Origin of the sequence: Laedolimicola ammoniilytica (assembly GCF_025567165.1) — a bacterium.
Classification (GTDB): domain Bacteria; phylum Bacillota; class Clostridia; order Lachnospirales; family Lachnospiraceae; genus Laedolimicola; species Laedolimicola ammoniilytica.
Genome location: NZ_JAOQKC010000007.1, coordinates 47449 through 66436, shown reverse-complemented (window position 1 = coordinate 66436; position 18988 = coordinate 47449). Strand labels below are relative to the sequence as shown.

Annotated in this window: 5 protein-coding genes; all 5 read left to right on the top strand. The window is 54.6% G+C overall.

Going from position 1 to position 18988, the window contains the following annotated elements; genetic code table 11:
• Window positions 1-5 precede the first annotated feature (5 nt).
• The 5 genes from OCV63_RS06795 to OCV63_RS06775 are packed head-to-tail and all read left to right on the top strand — an operon-like array spanning window position 6 to window position 18958.
• A complete protein-coding gene (locus OCV63_RS06795; protein WP_262670682.1) occupies window positions 6-7850 on the top strand; it encodes an FN3 associated domain-containing protein in 7845 nt (2614 codons plus the stop codon).
• Between the two features lie 51 nt (window positions 7851-7901).
• Window positions 7902-13586 carry a chitobiase/beta-hexosaminidase C-terminal domain-containing protein gene (locus OCV63_RS06790; protein WP_158363031.1) on the top strand — a complete coding sequence of 1895 codons (5685 nt, stop codon included), beginning with the start codon at window positions 7902-7904 and terminating at the stop codon, window positions 13584-13586.
• Window positions 13576-15363, top strand: a complete 1788-nt coding sequence (locus OCV63_RS06785; protein ID WP_158363029.1) for a hypothetical protein — start codon at window positions 13576-13578, stop codon at window positions 15361-15363. The genes OCV63_RS06790 and OCV63_RS06785 overlap by 11 nt, the downstream gene beginning before the upstream one ends.
• Window positions 15364-15379: 16 nt before the next feature.
• Entirely contained in the window at window positions 15380-16270 is an 891-nt protein-coding gene (locus OCV63_RS06780) for a hypothetical protein (protein WP_158363027.1), read from the top strand.
• A gap of 12 nt (window positions 16271-16282) precedes the next feature.
• Window positions 16283-18958 (top strand): HAMP domain-containing protein, encoded by a 2676-nt coding sequence (locus OCV63_RS06775; RefSeq protein ID WP_158363025.1) that lies wholly within the window; start codon window positions 16283-16285, stop codon window positions 18956-18958.
• The last annotated feature ends 30 nt before the right edge of the window (window positions 18959-18988 follow it).

Here is an 18988-nt window from a genome sequence, read left to right as displayed (position 1 = left end):
TGCAGATGAAAATAAAAGAATGGTTGAAACAACATGGGAAAAACGGAAGGAAGGGCTACCTGGCGGGCGGCGCGGTCTGCCTGGCGGGGGCAGCCCTGGTGCTGGCCCTGAGTCTGGGAGTCGGAGCCCGGGCGGAAGAGCTCAATCTGGGAGCGGCAGGGAAGCTGGACTTCGAGTATGAAAACGAGAATAACGAAAAAATTTATCTGATAAAGAAAGCAGAAGAATTACGGGCTCTTGGAAATGCCACGCAGGGGACAAAAGGGTTGACCTTCCGCCTGGAAAAAGATCTAGCTGTAGAAATCACAGCGGCGGCTACAGGTACCTTTGAGGGTACTTTTGACGGCAACGGGCATGTGGTGACGGTGGAGAAGCTGCAGATCAGCGACAGCACCGGAACCGGCACGGCGGATGAAAGGAAAGACGATACGAAAAAAAATTCAGATTCCGTATCCCAGGGAGCCCTGTTCGGAACGGTATCGGGAACCGTAAAGAAGCTGGTTGTGGACGTGAAGGATACGGATGCTTCCTACACCAGAACCTCTTATGCGGGAATGACAGCAGGAAGTCCCCAGAAGCAGCAGACCAGTGCGGATCGGGGACTTACGATAGAAAAAGACAAAATCGTCAGCGAAATAAGCGAAGAAACGGAGGAGCTGGACGCCTATCGCAGCATTGATAATTATACGACCGTATGGCTTGTTGGGGATCAAGAGGTAGCGGAGAAAACCCCGGGCGCCAATGAATACAAACGTTACCAGAGCGACGCCCTGGATAGCAGCGTCACGACCTATACCCCTACGGCTGCCTCCGCCACAGATTATTTTGGCGTGATTTGCGGTACTCTGACGGATAAGGGCCGGCTGGACCAGATCCTTCTGGACGGCGAGGAAATGACCGTCCGTCAGAAAGGCGCGGACCATGCGGAACAGATATCAGAAAATAATGTCACACCGCATTATTATTATTACAAGGTAGGAGAAGCCAAGAAAACAGAGGCCACAGAACTGGAAGAAGCGAAGGTTGCTGTGACGCTTCCGGTACAGAAAACGACCACAGATACGGCGTATAATACGAAGGTGGGCGAGCTTCTTTCCATGACAGTGTCCGCGCCCGATCAGGTTGTATACGGTGATGACGGCAGCTATACCATAACCTGTACGGTTACCCTGCAGGCAGTAGAAGCGGGCGCAGAGATTGATAAAGCAACCCTGACGGCCGGAGAGGCCGGAGACTGGAGAGGCGGCGCAAACGGAAACAGTCTGCAGACGGTTACCATAAGCAGCATAGGAGACAGTACGAATCCGAAGACAGTGACCTATACCTATCATGGAACACACAGCGCAGAGACACAGAAAGATCTCACCTTCCAGGCGGCAGTGCATACGGGAACGCCGTCCCAGAAGGTTACGGCAGAGGTTACGGCAAAGACCGTCCTGGCAGATGGAACGAGTAAGACAGGAGCTGAGGTAGAGAACCCGGCAGTGGCAGAAGGGGCGCTGAAGCTAACGGTTAGCGCAGAGCAGAAGGAAGCGTCGGAAACTACGGCAGTTTTTACAGTAATAATAACAAATCATCATACAGAGACACTTTCCAATGTGAGTCTGAAGCTTCCTTATAGGACGACTGTGACAAATGCAGATGGAGGAACGACAGGATCCCAGACCGTCACCTTTGCAGCGCTTCCAAAGGGGGAAAGCAGGACACTGACACTGGAAAAAACAGGAAATAAAAAAACAACGGTTACGGCAGAGTTCTCGGCCTCGGCGACAGCTTCCGGACAGGCGATTGAGACAGAAAAAGCGACGGGCTCGGTAACGCTGGCAGATGCGACCGTGACGCCAACTCCCGCACCGGGGGAGGGCGGAGAGTCCCAGCTGTCCGAAGAAGCCCCGGCAGAGGCAGTCTCCCCGGCAGTTTCGGCGGGAACTCTAAAATTCACCATCTCGGTGCCGAAGCTTACGGATTCTGCTTCTGCTTCTGCAAAACTGACATATAAGCTGACGATACAGGCGCCCGCGGACGGAACAACCTGGGTGGAGACAGCGACCCCAAGCAGCGACTGGGGCGGCCACATCGTGGAAGGACTTGGAACAGATACCAAGCAGCAGGTTTCCGGGACAGGAGAGAAAACCATTACCGTGTCCTATCCGGTGAATGGCAGTACGGCTCCCACCCATGGGGCCATCTTCAGCGTGTATACCGTGGGAAGCAACGGAGAAAAAAAATATGTCTGCCAGCCGACCACGGAGACCACAGCTCTGTTTCAGAGTGTAAAAAAGGAACAGAGTAAGACAAATACGACCATAGCGGAACGGCAGCTCGGGATAAAAGTGAGCGCGCCCGGTCTGGAGGCTGTACAGGCAGACGGAAGCCTTGCGGTGGTTTATAAAGTAGAGCTGACTCCAGGAACCGGAATGCCCTTTAGACTGACGTCATCGGAAGCCGGAGGCTGGGGAATGACGGCGGAGGCAGCAGCGTCGGCAGTAGCGTCGGCGGCAGGGACTTCCTATGATCTATCTGCAGGAACGACAGCGTACTTCTGTTACAGAGCGGCACCCTACAGCTCTTTGGATCCGCTGGAAATATCCTTTACTGCCTATCGTGAGCTTTCCGGTTCTATGGAATGCGCCGCTCAGGCCGACGTCCGTACCGAAATTATCGGAAGCGGCAGCGCGGCTCCCGGCAGCCAGACAAAGGGAGCCTTGAAGGCCACGCTGTCTGCGGATAATTCCTACATAAAGAAAGAGGGAAGCGTCACCTACCATCTGACCCTGGAAAATACGGGAAGCAACGTTCTGTATATCGATCCGGCCACATTAACAGAAAAAGACTGGACGATAAGCGCAGGTAGCAACTGGGCCACAGGAGCTTATACCATCAATGCAGGCTCTTTAAAAAATAAGAGTTATACAAGTAATCTCATAGCAGCCGGCGGCAAGGTTAAACTGGAAAAAACAGTAACTTGGAGTAGCACTCTTACAAGTTCCTATGAGGAAGCGCTGGATATCCGAGCGACAGAGATCCGCACGACGTCTATCGTAACCTACGCCTATGACAAGGAAGTGGTGGCAAGCGGCAACTCCGTGATCAAAAATGTAACGGAAAGCAATCCGATCTATACAGCCCAGAATCTGACTGCAGGGGCACTGGCCGGACAGAGCGCAGGAAGTATCACAGAAAGCCGCCTGTCTCTGAATCTGCGGGGAATTCTTGACAGCGCGGGAAATCAGACGGAGATGACGCTGGGCGGAGTCGGCGGCAGCGTCAGCGGAAGCATTACGGATCTCTATATGAACAGCTCGCTGACGGTTCCGGAGGCGACAGGATCGAGAACCGTGCATTCCGGACTGGTATCCGGGGCAGGAAACGTAAGGCTGGATCGGGTGATTGTAACAACGGTAAACGATAAAAGCGAACTGGGAACAACTGTAAATGTTAAAGAAGTAAAGCTGGGAATGAGCGCGAAACCGGATACAATGTGGCAAAATTGGAAGAGCTTTACCCGTTATACGGCGAAAAACAGTCAGGAAAGCCTGTTTGATCTGGGCTGGCTGGTCTATGCGGAAAACAGTTTCACCTATGGAACTCCCAAGAATGAAAAGATAAGCGTGATGGCAGAGAAGAATCCCTCCCGCGCGCTTACCTGGCAGATTGTCTATAAGGGCAGAAAGAGCCTGGGAGACGCCCAGTACGAGACTTATTATGCAAAGAACACAGGCGTGGAGGGCGCGATTGAGCTGGGAAAAAGCGGCTATTATCAGAGGCAGTCTGTCTATGCCACAGACGGCTACTACCATTATGTGGAAACGGCCGCGGACGGGACAGCGCTGACGACCCGGTATCCGTATCTTTCCTCGGATACAAAGCCGGTCTTTTATCAGGGCGAGGCTTCCTGGTCTGTGGAACGCGAGGCGGGAGGAAGCCTGGTGGATCACATTGTGCTGAAGCTTCAGTCCCCAGCCGGAATCGATTTATCGGATCTGAAGCTGATTTATAATACCACAGGGAACCCGAACGCGGAGGACTGGAAAAGGGCGGTCATCGACGCGGCAGGACAGAAAGCAATTCTGGATTTTGATGGCGCGAAGGCGACGGTAAAGGCGATTCCGCTTGTCGGCGGGAATGAGACGATTTACGAGGAAATAGAGAGGACAAAACCTTTCACCAGCGCGGACAGGGAAGTCCTGCCCTATCCGACGGTAAAGAGCAGCGATTATTATACGGCGGACGGCAGTCCGCAGACAGAGAACTTTAAGCCGGGCAGCAGCCATCTGACCGGCAGCAGCCTGCTGCTGGAGGATCTTCTCGCAGACGGCAGCTACAGCTATCTCCTGTCCGATAAGGAGCTGGGAGAAAGCGCGTCCTGGAAGGATACGGCTACAGGAGGACTGCGATATACAAAGGATGCGGATAAGGTAAACGGCGAATGGGAGCCCCTGGCCAGTGGAAGCCAGATCCCGCTTCCGGCTACGGAGGGTACAAACTATCTCTATATCAGGATAGAAAAGGAAAACTATCCCACGACCGTGTACGCCTATGGAACCCTGAGCCTTGAAAAAGGAAGTTCTGCAAAGCCGGTGATTTACTATGATTACGGAACAGCAGGAGGAAAAGAGAATACCTCCGGCAAGGTGATGAAGGGAGATCTTCTGACCTTTGCTGCAACCGGAACCGGAACGCTGACCAAGGTTCAGTATCTGCTTTCGGATAAGGCGCGGACCATAGCGGCTATCGGAGCGGAGGAATGGAAGGATTATGATGGCGGCAGAATCACGCTGGAAAACGGGGAAAACTGGGCAGCCTGCTATATCTATGTGAGAATGAAGTCAGCGAACGGCCATTCCTACGGCGCTGTGTCAGAGTACAATTATGATTTTGCCTCCCAGAAGGGAGCGCCCACTGCGTCGCCGCGGACGGTGGAGATTGCGTCCTCCTCAGACGATGCTTCCGCTACGGAGATTCCGTCGGGCACCTCCATCACGCTGGGAGGACAGAGCGGTTCCAAGATTCTGTTCCTGACCGGGGATCGGCTGGATGACGCCACCTTTACGGTGGAACGGATTACCGGGGATACCACGGCGCTGAAAGATAAAGATGGCGTAGACGGCTATTATCAGGCCGGAGAGCGCTGGTATCACGTGGACAAGGCAGAGGTAGCCCAGTATCAGGGCGATAACAGACCGGTCTTCCACAACAGCACAGACAATACGGTCATGCGGTATATCGGCGTGGCCGTTCTGGGCGAGGATCTGGATCCGGGAACAGTGACGGTATATGGCTATAAGGTGAAGCAGGCGGAACAGGTGGCAGCGCCGGAGGCGGCTCTGGTAACCCAGAGTCTGCCCAATGGCCAGAATGTGGAAACCGCCGTGGTGGAAAAGGGAACCTATATCTCCTTCCGTTCCCAGACGTCGGACGCAAAGCTTTATTATGTCCTGAAAAATGGAGAGGTGTCGGAAGGCGTGGACGAGGCGACCGGAACCCTGGCGTATGACAGCAGTAAGGGAATTCTGGTGGACGGCGATTATGGAAGCCAGTTCTACGTGAGCGTCCGGGCGGTAAAGGAAGGCATGAAGAGCAGTGAAACCGTCTGCTTTATATACCGGGTAGCGGATCAGAAGCAGGCGCTTACTCCTACGGCGACGCCTTCTACCACAGAGAGCAGTCCTACGACAGTGGCGCCGGGAGATAAGATTCTATTGTCCTCTAGCACCAAAGGCGCGTCGATCTATTATACCGCGGACGGCTCGTCGCCGGAGGTGTCCTGGAAAGAGGACGGCACCCTGGAGGTGGGTACAGGCACGCTCCGGTATGACGCCGGAAAAGGCATTACCATGCCGACGGACGGAGAGGGATATTTTACCATTCGCGCCGTGTCCGTGGCAGAGGAATATAAAAACAGTAAAGAGGCGGTCTTTGTCTACGCATATCCGGAGACGGTGCAGAGTCCTTACGGAAATATCCCGTCGGGCAGTGTGGAGATTGGAACGAAGATTCTTCTGAAGAACCGGACCGAAGGAGCGGTGATTCACTACACCATGAGTACAGACGGAAGTACGCCTGCGGATCCGACCGTGTCCAGCTCAGTCTTTGACGAATCCCAGCCCATCGAGGTAAAGGGAAAGGTTATCGTCAAGGCGATTGCGGTGAAAAACAGTGTAAAGAGCGAGGTTGTAACGCTGACTTATACAGCCAACAGCCAGCTGGGAACGCCGACGGCGTCCATTGAAAGCGGAGCTATGGTTTCCAGAGGAACCAGGCTTACCCTGTCGGCGGAGAGCGGCGCGGCGATTTACTATACGACCGACGGCAGCGATCCGGCTGCGGCAGGCAATGCGGCAGTGGCCAGCGGCACAGAGGTGATACTGGACGGAACACCGGGATCCCAGGTTACCGTGCGGGCCTATGCAAAGATGGAGAACAAATCCTCCAGCGAGACCGTGACCTTTACCTATCAGATCAGTAAGAGCGCCGCAGGGGTCACAGCCGATGTGGCCAGCGGCACAGAGGTATCCGGTGGATCCAAGGTAAACCTGATGACAGACGTAACCGGGGCAGACATCTATTATACGACAGACGGATCCTCCCCGGCGGAGCATGGAAGCAAAGGTACGGTTGTAACGATTACAGGAGAAGCGGGCAGCACGGTAACCGTAAAGGCGGTGGCGTCCATTGGCGGACAGACCGGTACGGTCAGCACCTTTATCTATCGGATTAAGGAGCGCCCCACAGCGCCTACGGCAACTCCTGCAGGCGGCAAGCTGACTGTGGCAGTCCGGGTTGAGCTGCGGGCTTCCGCGGAGAAGATTTACTATACCACAGATGGCAGCGCGCCCACCAAGAGCTCGAACCTGTACAGCGATCCCATTCTGATCAATAAGACTACGACCCTGAAGGCCATTGCGGTGGCGGCTGATGGAGAAGTCAGTGAGACAGCCTCCTTTTATTACGGCGCGGCGGGAAGGGCCGGCACTCCGGAGGCTTCCGAGGAATCCGGAGCGACGCTGGAGCCGGGAACCGTGGTCTATCTGACCAGCGCAAGTCCGTCAGCGGCGATCTATTATTCCACAGACGGAACCGATCCCACCAGGGATAATCTGGAGAGTATGATCCGGTATACAGACGAGGGAATTACCGTCCGAAGAACCGTAACCATTAAAGCGGTGGCCTACGAGGAAAGCATGCAGCTGTCTAAAGTGGGGACCTTCCAGTATGTGGTGGACACCATTCCTGCCGTGGAGCAGAAAAAAGCGGAGGAAGAGCGTCTGGCAGAGGAAGCCCTGCACGATACGGATGCGTCAGCCCTGGCCCGGATTACCGACGAGACGGAGAATACCGGTTCCAGGAAGGTGCTTAAGGAAAAAAACTGTCAGACGCTGGTATCCGGTCCGGAAGAAAATTTCCCCAAGCATGTGGAGCTGGTGACAGAAAAGCAGGAATACGCGCCGGAGGCCCAGAAGAATGTACAGCAGATCTTTGGCCGGGAGTACGCGATTCTGGCGTCCTACGATATGAAGCTTGTACAGGGAGAAGAGATCGTACAGCCGGAGGGAGAAGTGGAGATTGGAATTCCGATTCCGGCAAAGTATCAGAACGCTGCGGTTACGATTGTATATATCAATGAAGAAAATAAGGTTACAAAGACAGACACCTGGCGGGAAAACGGGATAGCCTATGCAAAAGTAAAGCATTTCAGCAATTACGCGCTGGTAGGGCTGAAGCTGGAGGAAAAAAGGAGCTTTACGATTCCCTGGCTGCAGCTTCTGGGAGGCACAGCCCTTGTGGTTGCGCTGGCGGGAACCATCTATCTGGCGCGAAAAAAAAGAAAAGACTACCCGAACGAGTAATGAGCTTTTGAAAAAGCTGTGCTAACATAACAGACAGAAGGAGTGTGCCTGATGAAGAAGATACATTTAGATTCTGGAAAACTGCATAAGACAGCCAGATTCCGGTATGGAATCACGGGGACACTCTGCCTGATTCTGGCAGCGGTGCTGCTGTACGTCCAGTGGGGCGGACAGCTTCTGGAGGCCAGGGCAGCCGGCGAGATCACTTACAGCGCCAAAGATGGGTTATGGTCTGAGGGACTGAAAAACGGGACGCAGTCCGGCGATCTTACGAAGGTGACCATTACAGGCATGGAAAAGCCGATCGCCGGAAGTGTAAAGGATACAGAGGCAACTCTGTATACAAACAGCGTTACAAAGACTTATAAAGTAGAAAATGAAAATGAAAACCAGACAATCAGCGCCGATTATCTGGAAGACGCTTCTCTTTCTTTTCGGGTTCAGTATAATCTGGGAAATTCTAAAGGGAATACCTGGGATATCGGGAAATGGACCTGGAGCGCAGAAAGGAGCGACGGATCTCAGATAACAGGTGAGAGTACCAGGAACGCCTTCTACGTGAAGGCAGTAAGAACCTATTACAATCTGGTTACCGAAGATAAGGCAGCATCGAATAAGGACAGCTTTTCGGATTTTGAGAATACGGTCCGGGGCAAGTTCCGGGCGGAATTCCCGGATTACACGGTATCCGACAGGATGCTGATGACCAACAAGGACGGAGGAAGGAATACAGGCTATGGACGGGCTTTCGGAGCCTATATCGAAGCCTATATGACAGAAAAGAACTATAAGCAGTACAACGACGGCGTGAAGCTGCCCCTGTATGTGGACGGAAAGCGGGTTGTACGAATCGATATGCTGACGGTAACGGAAGCGGACTTCTATCTTTACGATGATAAAACAGGAGTGAGTTTCCGCGCGGATTATGATGTGGCCGTTTATAAAAAGCACAGCTACAGTATGACCAATACAGCGTTGAAGGCGGCGGATCCTACGGCGGTTCTGGAAAGCGGAACGTCCTTAAGCGCCGCAGAGACCACAGGGATCTCCGCAGACGATCGGCTGACAGAGATGAAGCCCGGGGAGACGGGGCTTACGGGAATCTATGAATACTGTGTCAGCGATCAGCAGATCACCGACAAAAGCAAGATTTCCTGGAACACCTGGGACGGACGCGCAGTGGCGTTGGCAGGGAAGAAGTATCTGTACCTGCGGATGACGCCGCAGTATACATCGGGAACCTATACGAATCTCAGGCTTCCAAGCGACGCGGCCGAGTACCGGATTAGCTACCTGAACAAGGCAGCAGCGCCGGCAAAGGCAGCGCTTTCGGACGATTCCGTAAGCTTCACTACGGCGCAGAGCGACGGACAGATTTTTTATACAACGGATGGCGCAGACGCAGTCTTTACGAAGGTGCAGGGAAGTACGCTGATTGCCAGTCTGAAAGCAGAAGTAGAGAAAGAGAGTTACAGCAAGGGAATCCTCAGCTATTCCGGAAAAAGCTATGTGCGTGTCAACGGCCTCTGGTATGAGTGCGGAGCAAATGTAAGCTATTATGACAAAACGGCAGTGGCTCTGGATTACAGCACCAACCGGCAGTATGCGGAGCTTCGCACCTGTGTGCTGGCGGACGGCTGCGCAGTGGATAACGTCAACCGGGTACACCGCTATCAGAAGCTGAATCCTCCTGCCATTCTGCTGGAAAGCGGAAGCGCTGCAGGAAGCACGGCACTGATTCCGGGAGATCGGATTGTGACGGTGACGGTGACGAATCCCTATCCTTCCACCCATGATTATTATGAAGATTACGAAGCAGAAGTAAAAAAGGTAAAGGTAGAATATGCCTTCAGCGCTACCCAGATCATGGATACGGACAGCATTACCTCCTGGACGCAGCTTCCGTCCCTTCCGGCGGATCTGCCGACCGGAGACGGGTATCTTTACCTGAAGCTGGTACCTTCCGGGAATACGGGAACGAAGTTTGACGGCGTCTATGTGGAGAGCGAGGTCCGGGAATATGCCCTGAGCTACACCGGCAATCCCATGAAGTCAGAGTTCCTGAAGCTTGAGATAGAACCGGACATCACAGTAAAGGATACAGACGAGGACGGCACCGGAACCCTGAAGCTTTCCTCTACCGTCAACAATACGGTGATCGTATACAGCCTGGCCGGTGAAATTTCCGTGGAGCGCGTGGACGATACCACGCTTCGGAAAGCCCTGGATGCCCAGGCAGCCGGAAGGGCGGCCGCTTATACCGAATACGGAAACCACTGCTATATCCGGGCCAACGGACTGTGGTATCGCTGTGGAGAAAAAGGAACCGTAAAGGGTACGGGCGGCGAGAAACTGAAGGCCTCTGAACTGGCAGCGGGACTGACGGTCCATGCGCTGGCTATGGCTGACGGTTACAGCGGAACAGCGGTAAAGGAACGGACGATTCAGAGCATGAAGGCTCCGACAGTGACCCTGGAAAGCGGCAAAACGGCAGGCACGGATACGGTGTCTCCGGACGAAGTACTGACGGAGATAAAGAGTACGGTGTCAGCAGCGGGCCTGGAATACCAGTACCTCCTGACGGATCGGAAGCTGGATACGGTTTCGGATGTCATGTGGGGAAGCTGGACAGGCAGTCCGGTAGCGCTGGCAGGAAGTAAATATCTCTATGTCCGCGCAAAGACCCCGGAGGACAGTACTCATCTGAGCAGCCCGCCCAGGAGATATGAGCTGAAATATCTGACGGACAAGCCTGCAGGCGTTACAGCCAAGGCTTATGTAAAGGGCCAGGTAATTACCGGCGGTGTGGACTATGGCGATGAGATTGAGCTGATTGAGTTGAAGTCCGCGGAAAACCAGGCAATTATTTTCTATACTACGGACGGAAAACAGCCTTCCTTTACGAAGCTGGCTGCAGGCGACAGCAATATTGCAGAGCTGGAGCAGCGGCTGAGCGACGGAACCGCGTCTCTGAACGGAAAGCTGTATCTGAAGCTGAATGGCCTGTGGTATGAATGCGGCGCCGACACTCTTCTCTATAATAAGCAGACGCGTATTGTTGTAGACGAGACCATTTATACGGATAATTATCTGGAGATTAATGCGCAGGCTGTGGTGGAAGGCAAGGTATTCGGAACCACCGATCGGTTCAGCTACGGATTTTCCCTGCGGGAACAGGTAGCGACGCCGGTGGCGTCCGTGGCAAACGGAGCTACCGTTCAGATAGGAGATACGGTGAATCTGATCTGCGGAGAGACGAACAGCCGAATTTTCTATACGACCAATGGCAGCGCGCCGGTGGTAAACATTGTAAACGGAAAGGTGGAGCTGGGAGCAGAGACGAAGGAATTTATCACGACGCCCATTCAGATTTCCACAGATTTTGCTTCCTACGGAAGCAGCGTCACGATTACAGCGGTAGCCTGCAGATTCAAAGAGTATGCGGCAGGAATGGCCCGTACCAAGCGGGACAGCGAGCTGGCCCGGTTTACCTACAGCGTAGGAGCCCAGGCGGCGGTAGAGCCGGTTACTTCGGTTCCGGCTGCCAGCTCAGACAAGCGGACAGAGGTGACCATCGGTTCCAAGATCCGTCTGTTCTCCGCCACAGAAGGGGCTGTGATTTTCTACACGCTGGACGGCAGCGAGCCGGCCTTTGATGAGACGACGCTGAAGCCCACCGGATCCAGTACCTTGAAATACGACGCCACCCAGGGCATTACGGTACCGCCCATTACGGACAGCTCCGTGATTACGATTACGGCGGTGGCCTGGTGCGAGGGACTGGCCAGCAGTAATATATCCAGACTGATTTTCCAGTACCCCAGCGCTGTGTCGGCACCCTATGCCACCCCGGCGGCCGGGGCAGTGGCTGAGAACACCCAGGTGTCCCTGAAGACGGCGACGGAAGGCGCGGCGATTTACTACACCACAGACGGCAGTACGCCGACGACGGCCAGCAATGTATATGACAGCACGAACCCCTTCGTGATCAGTAAGAATACTACGATCAAAGCTCTGGCGGTCAAGGATAAGATGGAGAGCGAGGTCGTAACCTTCGCCTACACGGTATCTGAGAAGCTTTCCACACCGCAGGCCTCCATCGAGTCAGGCTCGGTGGTGGCGGCCGGAACGGTAGTAACCCTCACCGGGGACAGTGGAGCGACCATTCACTATACCACAGACGGAAGCGACCCGAAAAAAACGGATAACCAGAAGGTACTCATCGGTAACAGCGTCATCATCAGCGGCAATGCCGGGGATGTGATTACGGTTCAGGCTTATGCCACAAAGACCGGTTACAGCGACAGTGAGACCGGATATTACAGCTACAGCATCAGCAGCTACGAGGGCGGTATCTTTGCAGACCGGCCCACAGGCAGCACCGTGAAGAACGGCGATGTGATTCAGCTGAATTCCGACGTATCCGGCGCGGATATTTTCTATACCACAGACGGATCCACTCCCACCAGAAGCAGCGCTTCGGGCAGCCGGGTGACGATCCAGGGTACACCGGGCGAGAACATTACCATCAAGGCCATTGCCGTGGCTTCGGGCACAGACCGGGCCGTATCGGCGGCGACCTTCACTTATACGATTATGAACCGGCTGGCGGCGCCCACGTCCTCTGTTCCCACGGGGGCTGTGTTTACCAAAAAGAGCGCCATTCAGCTGACGGCAGAGACCGGAAGTATCTATTATACGACGGACGGGACCCAGCCAAGCACAGCCAGCAACCTCTATAAGGACGGCGTGGTGATTACCGGCGCCGTAACCATCAAAGCCATCGCGGTGGCGGAGAATTACGAGCAGTCCGAGGTCAGCAGCTTCACCTACGGCTTTGCCGATCAGGTGGAAGCGCCGAAGACCAGCTACGCCAGCGGCGAGCTGGAGATGGGCACGGAGGTGGAATTCACCTGCGGGACCGAGGGAGCTAGCATCTATTACCGGACAGACGGCGCGGATCCGAACCTGAAGGAAAAGGACGGACTGGAGCTTTATACAGGCCCTGTGACGGTCAACCGGGCGACAACCTTTAAGATCATGGCCGTAAAGGAAGAGCTGCAGGACAGCAAGGTGGTGACCGTAGGTTACACCGTGCGGGAGCCGGAGATCATCCAGAACACGGATGAGACGGATACAGAGCAGGAGCTGACAGAAACCGGCAGATTGAAGAGCCGCAGAAGCTTTTCAGATACCCAGTCGGGACCAAGCTACACGGACGTGGTGCTGAAGAACGCAGTCTACGGCGTGGTGGTAGCCTCGAAGGAAGGCAGCCTTCCGGACAGCGTACAGCTGGACGTGAAGCAGGTACAGGCTTCCGACGCGGCCGAGCGGATGGTGAAGCAGCTGGTCAGCGAAAGCTATGGTATTGTGGACAGCTACGATGTGACCCTGCTGGTGAACGGAGAGACGGTGCAGCCTGATGGCGAGATTGAGATTGGACTGCCTATCCCGGCAGCATACGAGAACTCTCTGATTCAGGTGGCTTATGTGACAGAAGACGGATCTGTGGAGCTCTATGAGACCCGGAGATCCGGCGGAGTAGCCTATATCAAGACCAACCATCTGAGCGTATATGCGATTACAGCTCCGGTGGAATTCGCGGAAGCGGAGAAGGAGACGCCCTGGCTGCTCATCGGCTACAGCGGCGCAGTACTTCTTCTGGGAATCGGAATATGGCTCTTATACAGAGCGAAGAAAATAAAGAGAGAGGGCAGAGCAAAGCATGGAGAATAGAAAATATTATTCCTTTGAGCGGAACAATTATTATTACGGGAAAATGCTGACTTCCAGAGATTTCCAGAACGAGCAGTCCTACATGAATGACAAACGGAGACTGGGCAACCGTCTGTTTCAGGGCAGCGGCATCGTCTACGGACTCGATGTGGTGGCAGCGGATGATTCTTCTGTAATTCTGCAGTCCGGTATGGCTCTGGATCGGGCGGGACGGGAGATTGTGGTTCCCAGAACCCAGGTGCTGAAGCTTTCCACCATCGACGGATATGAGGAGCTGAAGACAGACCGGGCCGCGCTTGGCATCGCCTATGCGGAGGAGGACACCGATCCGGTCTATGCGGTGATGGAGACCGGGGGCAACGGAAAAAGCTATAACCGGAAGAAGGAAGGCTACCGCCTGTTCCTCTGCGATCGTCAGGATTGTGTCCGGGATGAGAAGAAGGAAGAACAGTACCTGAAGAGCTGCCGGATCTATGAGGATGAGGATTTGTATATCACAGAAGAGGTTCCTACCTTTGTGACGGAGCGTACAGTTCTGAAGACCCGGACCAGAATCCGGAAAATCAGCCATGCGCCCGGGGTATGCTCCTTTAGCGCAAATGTAACAGCGGAGGGTATGCTGCCCGGAAACTTTGTGGTTCACGGCGAGAATATCAGCCTGGAATACGGCGAAGAGGCCGTACTGGAGCAGGAGTTCCATCCGGAGAGCTACATCTTCGGAAAGGAACCGGTGAAGCTCTCCTTTACAGATACAAAGGTGACGAAGTCAGGCGGGGAGGAGAAAGGAACCGATGCGGTTCTGGAAGTGCTTCCGGTGCGGGGCACGGTGCTTTCCTATCTGCGTCGGACCGGACATGCGGGCGCCCTGGATATCGATCTGGACCGAACCTACGACGAGAAGCTGTGGATCGCGGAGATCCGGCTGATTCGTTCCCAGAGCCATTCCATCATCGAGCGGGTGGACAAGCCGCCCTTTGACCAGTACGTGTGTACGGCAGAGCAGCTCTACATCCTGGAGAAGCTGAAGGAGTATCTGGTACCGGAGCAGGAAGCGGGCGTCGGCGTAAATACGGAGAGACTGCCGGAGCGCACCGTCGGTGCGGAGCTTCCGGTTCGCGAAAAGCGCATGAATTCCAGCGGCGTATTTGAACTGTCCCTGGGCAGCGGCGGAGAAGCCGGAAAGGTTTATTTTTCAGATGAAATCATGCACGGACTGGGCAATGGCCCGGTGTGCGTGGAGCTGGGGATCGAATATATCAGCCGGGATACGGTAGCACAGGGAGATCGGGAGGCGATCATCCTGGGAGACGGCAGCATCTTCGCGGAGGACACCACCATTACAGAGGACCGTGTCTTTGAAGTGGATCAGGCCATCAAGATTCTGCCGGAGCGGGGTACCTTTATCGTGGGAATCCGCCCGAAGACGAAGCTTGGCAAGATCGGCATCCGGATCCGGTGGTACGCGTTCAAGCCGGAGGATCTGGAGCAGCGCGTATACAACCGGAAGGAGCAGAAGGGCTGCATTATGCTGCAGCCGGATACGATTGTCCTGGCGCCCAAGGGCAGCGCCCACATCCAGCCGGTATTCATCAATATGCCGGAAGAGGCATTAAGCTATACGCTTCTTGACCCGGAGGGCGGCAAGGTGGACAACAACGGCGTCTATACCGCGCCGGCCCAGGAGGGCGTATACGAAATCAGAATTGAGGCGGTAAGCAATCCGGAGATCTTCACCCATGCATTTGTGATTGTATCCCAGAAAAATACCGCGGACTAAGGACAGGTGAAAAAGCATGTTCCCAGCATTGAATATGGAGCTTGAGATCGTGAGGACAGTCCTGAAGAATTCCGTCAATGACATTTATGTCTGCACGGATACCCTGAAGGACACCGGCGTATTTTACACCATGGTATCCATTCACGATAAGGACTGCCGGAAGATGGTAACGGAAAAACTGAATACGGAACGGATTTTCTTTTCCAACCGTGATTTCATCGGTTCCTTCGTCTATGAAAACAGACTGAACCTGGTATTCCGGTATTATCATGAAAATCTGCTGTCTTTGCTGGGAAGCGTGTATCTGGTGGAATTCGCGGACTGCAAGCGCGCGGCGCTGGGGCTCATCGCAGCCTGCGCCGAGTGCGGGGCGGGACCGGATCTGGGAAGCCTGCTGCTCCATGAGCGCAACATAAATATCACCCGGGAGGGCGAGGTACAGTTCAATTATTTCCTGGATTTCGCCGAGCTGAAGCCGGGCATGGAGGAAAGCCGCTACCTGAAAGCGGTGGCGGAACGGGTATTCGGGATTCTGGAACTGAATTACAAGGGAAAGTACGAATCGCCCGACAGCTATCCGGGAGACGTGCGGCTGTTCTATATGAAGATGAACACCACGGGTTTCCAGTCGCTGGGTCATATGATTTCCACCATCCGGAGTATGCCGGACAAGCCGGTGGAGATGCGGGGCCTGCTCTGGTGGTTCAAAAGCCGTTTCCGGAGAATCCGGGGCTTTCTGTTCCGCAATTCCATGACGGCGTTTCTGACGATACTGGTGCTGGTGACGCTGGTGTACGGTTCGGTACAGTTTTACCGGAGGTACACGGTGCGAAAGGCCTACGAGAGCAACGTGAGCTATAACGGCATCGAATACATCGGAAATGTATATCTGGGAAATGAAGAATAAAGGGGCGCAGCTATGAACAAAGGATTGAGAAGATTATTGCTGGTCATCTGGGTAGTGGCAGGAATCTATGCAGGCTGGCAGGGCATTCAAAAAAATACGGTTTCTCTGGATTCCTTGCTGGGCTTCTGCACAGCTGCGGAGGGCAGGACCATCTCCGGCTGGTACGAGGGCAAGGATACCGTCATCGCGCGGATCGAGAAAAGCGGCGCCATCAGCGGAACCTACCGGTTCCGGACTGTAAAGAAGTCTGTGATGTACAACATCCGGGGCATGGCGGCCGGCGATACCTACACCTATATGCTGCGGGACAAAAAGGACGCCTATACCGGCGAGCTCTTATCCCAGGAGCTGGTGGTACTGGACTTTAACAATCATTTCCGCAAGGAAAAGAAGGTATTTACCCTGACTCCGGAGGAAAATCACACCTTTGGCTGGATCAACGCCTCGGGCGATACGATTACCCTGATTTCCACGGACAAAAACGAGACTCAGGCCATCCGCAGCAGCTACGAATTCGGAGCGGTGCTGGATGACACGCTGTCTCTGAAAAATACAAGAACCTATCCCCTGAAGACCGGCGAGGGCGTCTATAAGGCCATGGGTAACAGCACAAATCTGGTGTATATCTCCGATTCCGGCAAGGTCTACTTCGCCAATGAGGAGACCGTGTATGAGGTCTATCCGGCCAGAACCCTGGAGACGCTCATGTATCCCACCTTTATCGCCTACGCGGAGAGCGGGTACATCTATCTGGGCGAGCACGAGAGCGGGGACATCAGCCGTCTGAATTTGACGGACGGCTCCGAGGAGACGCTGCTTGGAGGCAGCAGTCCCTTTGGCGGATCCAGTGTGTATACGCCGCGGGATATCGTGTCCATGTCCATGTCGGGGCTCAATACTTTTACAGCCCTGGTGAAGAACGGACAGGACACAGGCTTTCATTTCCTTGTAAGCGAGGACGGCAACGGCACAGTGCTGAACAGCTTGCGCTACGGAGCTGTGGCGCTTATCTGGTTCATTCTGAAACAGTGGCTGGTCTACGCGGCCATCGCACTGGTGGCAGTGTTGATGATGAGCGTATTTTCCAGCGCCATCCGGGGCGGCCATACGATTATGGAACGTCTGCTGAGCGCGACCGTTCCGCTTCTGGCTCTGACCATGATTCTGTTCGGATACATTTCCTTCCAGTATTATGGCGGCGCCATCGACGAGAACTTTGAAAAACAGGTAATGGACGAGGGCAATATGCTGGCTGCCCTGTTCGGACAGGAATCCTTCCAGGAAATCGAGTATCCCTACGATTATTCCACAGAGGCTTACCGCTACTTAAGCCAGCAGCTGGCCACCCGCGAGCTCTATACCCGGGTTCTCTATTATGAGAGCGGTCAGATTTATGTGGGCGTGGACAAGAACAGCCCCTGCTTCTATCCCGGCGAGATTCTGATGAATCTTCCGGCGGAGGATCTCTATAAGCGGGCAGCCCTCACCGGAGAGTCGGTGAACGGCGTCATCGAGGATCAGCAGGGACGGCGCCTGGTGTGTATCACCCCGGTGGGCGGACTGTCCGGCGAGACGGTGTACCTTCTGGAGACCGGCGTCTATACGGCGAATGTCTCGGCCTACACAGCCAATTACGTAAAGGATTTCGCGGTGGTCTGCGCAGCCTTCCTGGTCATTGTACTGGTGATGCTGATGGTGCTGTTTTACCGGATTCTTGCTCCCATCGGGGAGATCAAGCGGGAAATGCAGCTCTTTGCGGACGGCGACCGGAGCATCCGGATCCGCAGTACCTCAGAGGATGAACTGACAGGTATCACCCAGGTCTTCAACAAGATGGCGGATGATATCAATGTACAGATTGTAAGCCTGGAGCGGCTGAGTGAGACTTATTATCATTTCGTGCCGCCCAGTATGATAGGGCTTCTGGGACAGGATAACCTGGCGTCCCTGACCCTGGGAAGCAGCGTGAAGGGCAATTTCGCCGTGATGAACGTGCGGCTTTACCCGGAGGAATCCCTTTCCATCGAGCAGAAGGAGTCCCTGATGAACCGGTTCTTCAGTACCGTGAACCGGTTTGCGAAGCAGAGTGAGATCGTGTCGATTATAGACGACGCCAACCTCCAGAGCATCATGCTGATTTGCAAGGAGGGGGCGGAAGCGGCCGCTACGGCAGCCCTGACGATCCTGGCCCGGATCGATGCGGAGAACCGTCTCTACGGGGCGGATGGCCAGCTGGATGTGGCCTTCGTGGTGGATCAGACCGATGTATTCTTCGGCATCTGTGGCGACGAGGAGCGCTACATTCCGGTGGTGCTGGCTCCGGAGTTCGAGAAGATTCTGGAGCACACCGAATTCCTGCGGAGCATGGGAAGCCGCTTCCTGATGACAGAGGAAGCCGGAGAGAAGCTGGGCAGCGCCGCCCGGTACGCGCGCCGTTATGTGGGCCGTCTGAAGACGGAGGAACTGGATATCGGCTTTGTGGATATGTATGACGAGAAGGGCGCGGATGAGGTGCGCGTGATGAAGCAGAGTCAGCACGCCTTTGATAAAGCCATGGAGCTTTACGAAAAGGGCTTCTATTATGAGGCCAAGAACCTGTACGCAAGGGTACTTCGGGAGAATCCCGGGGATATGGCGGCGAAGTACTATATCTTCCGCTGCGAGGCCCTGCAGGCAGAAGAGCAGTAATGCTGAATATAAGAGGAACCGGTTGGAGGA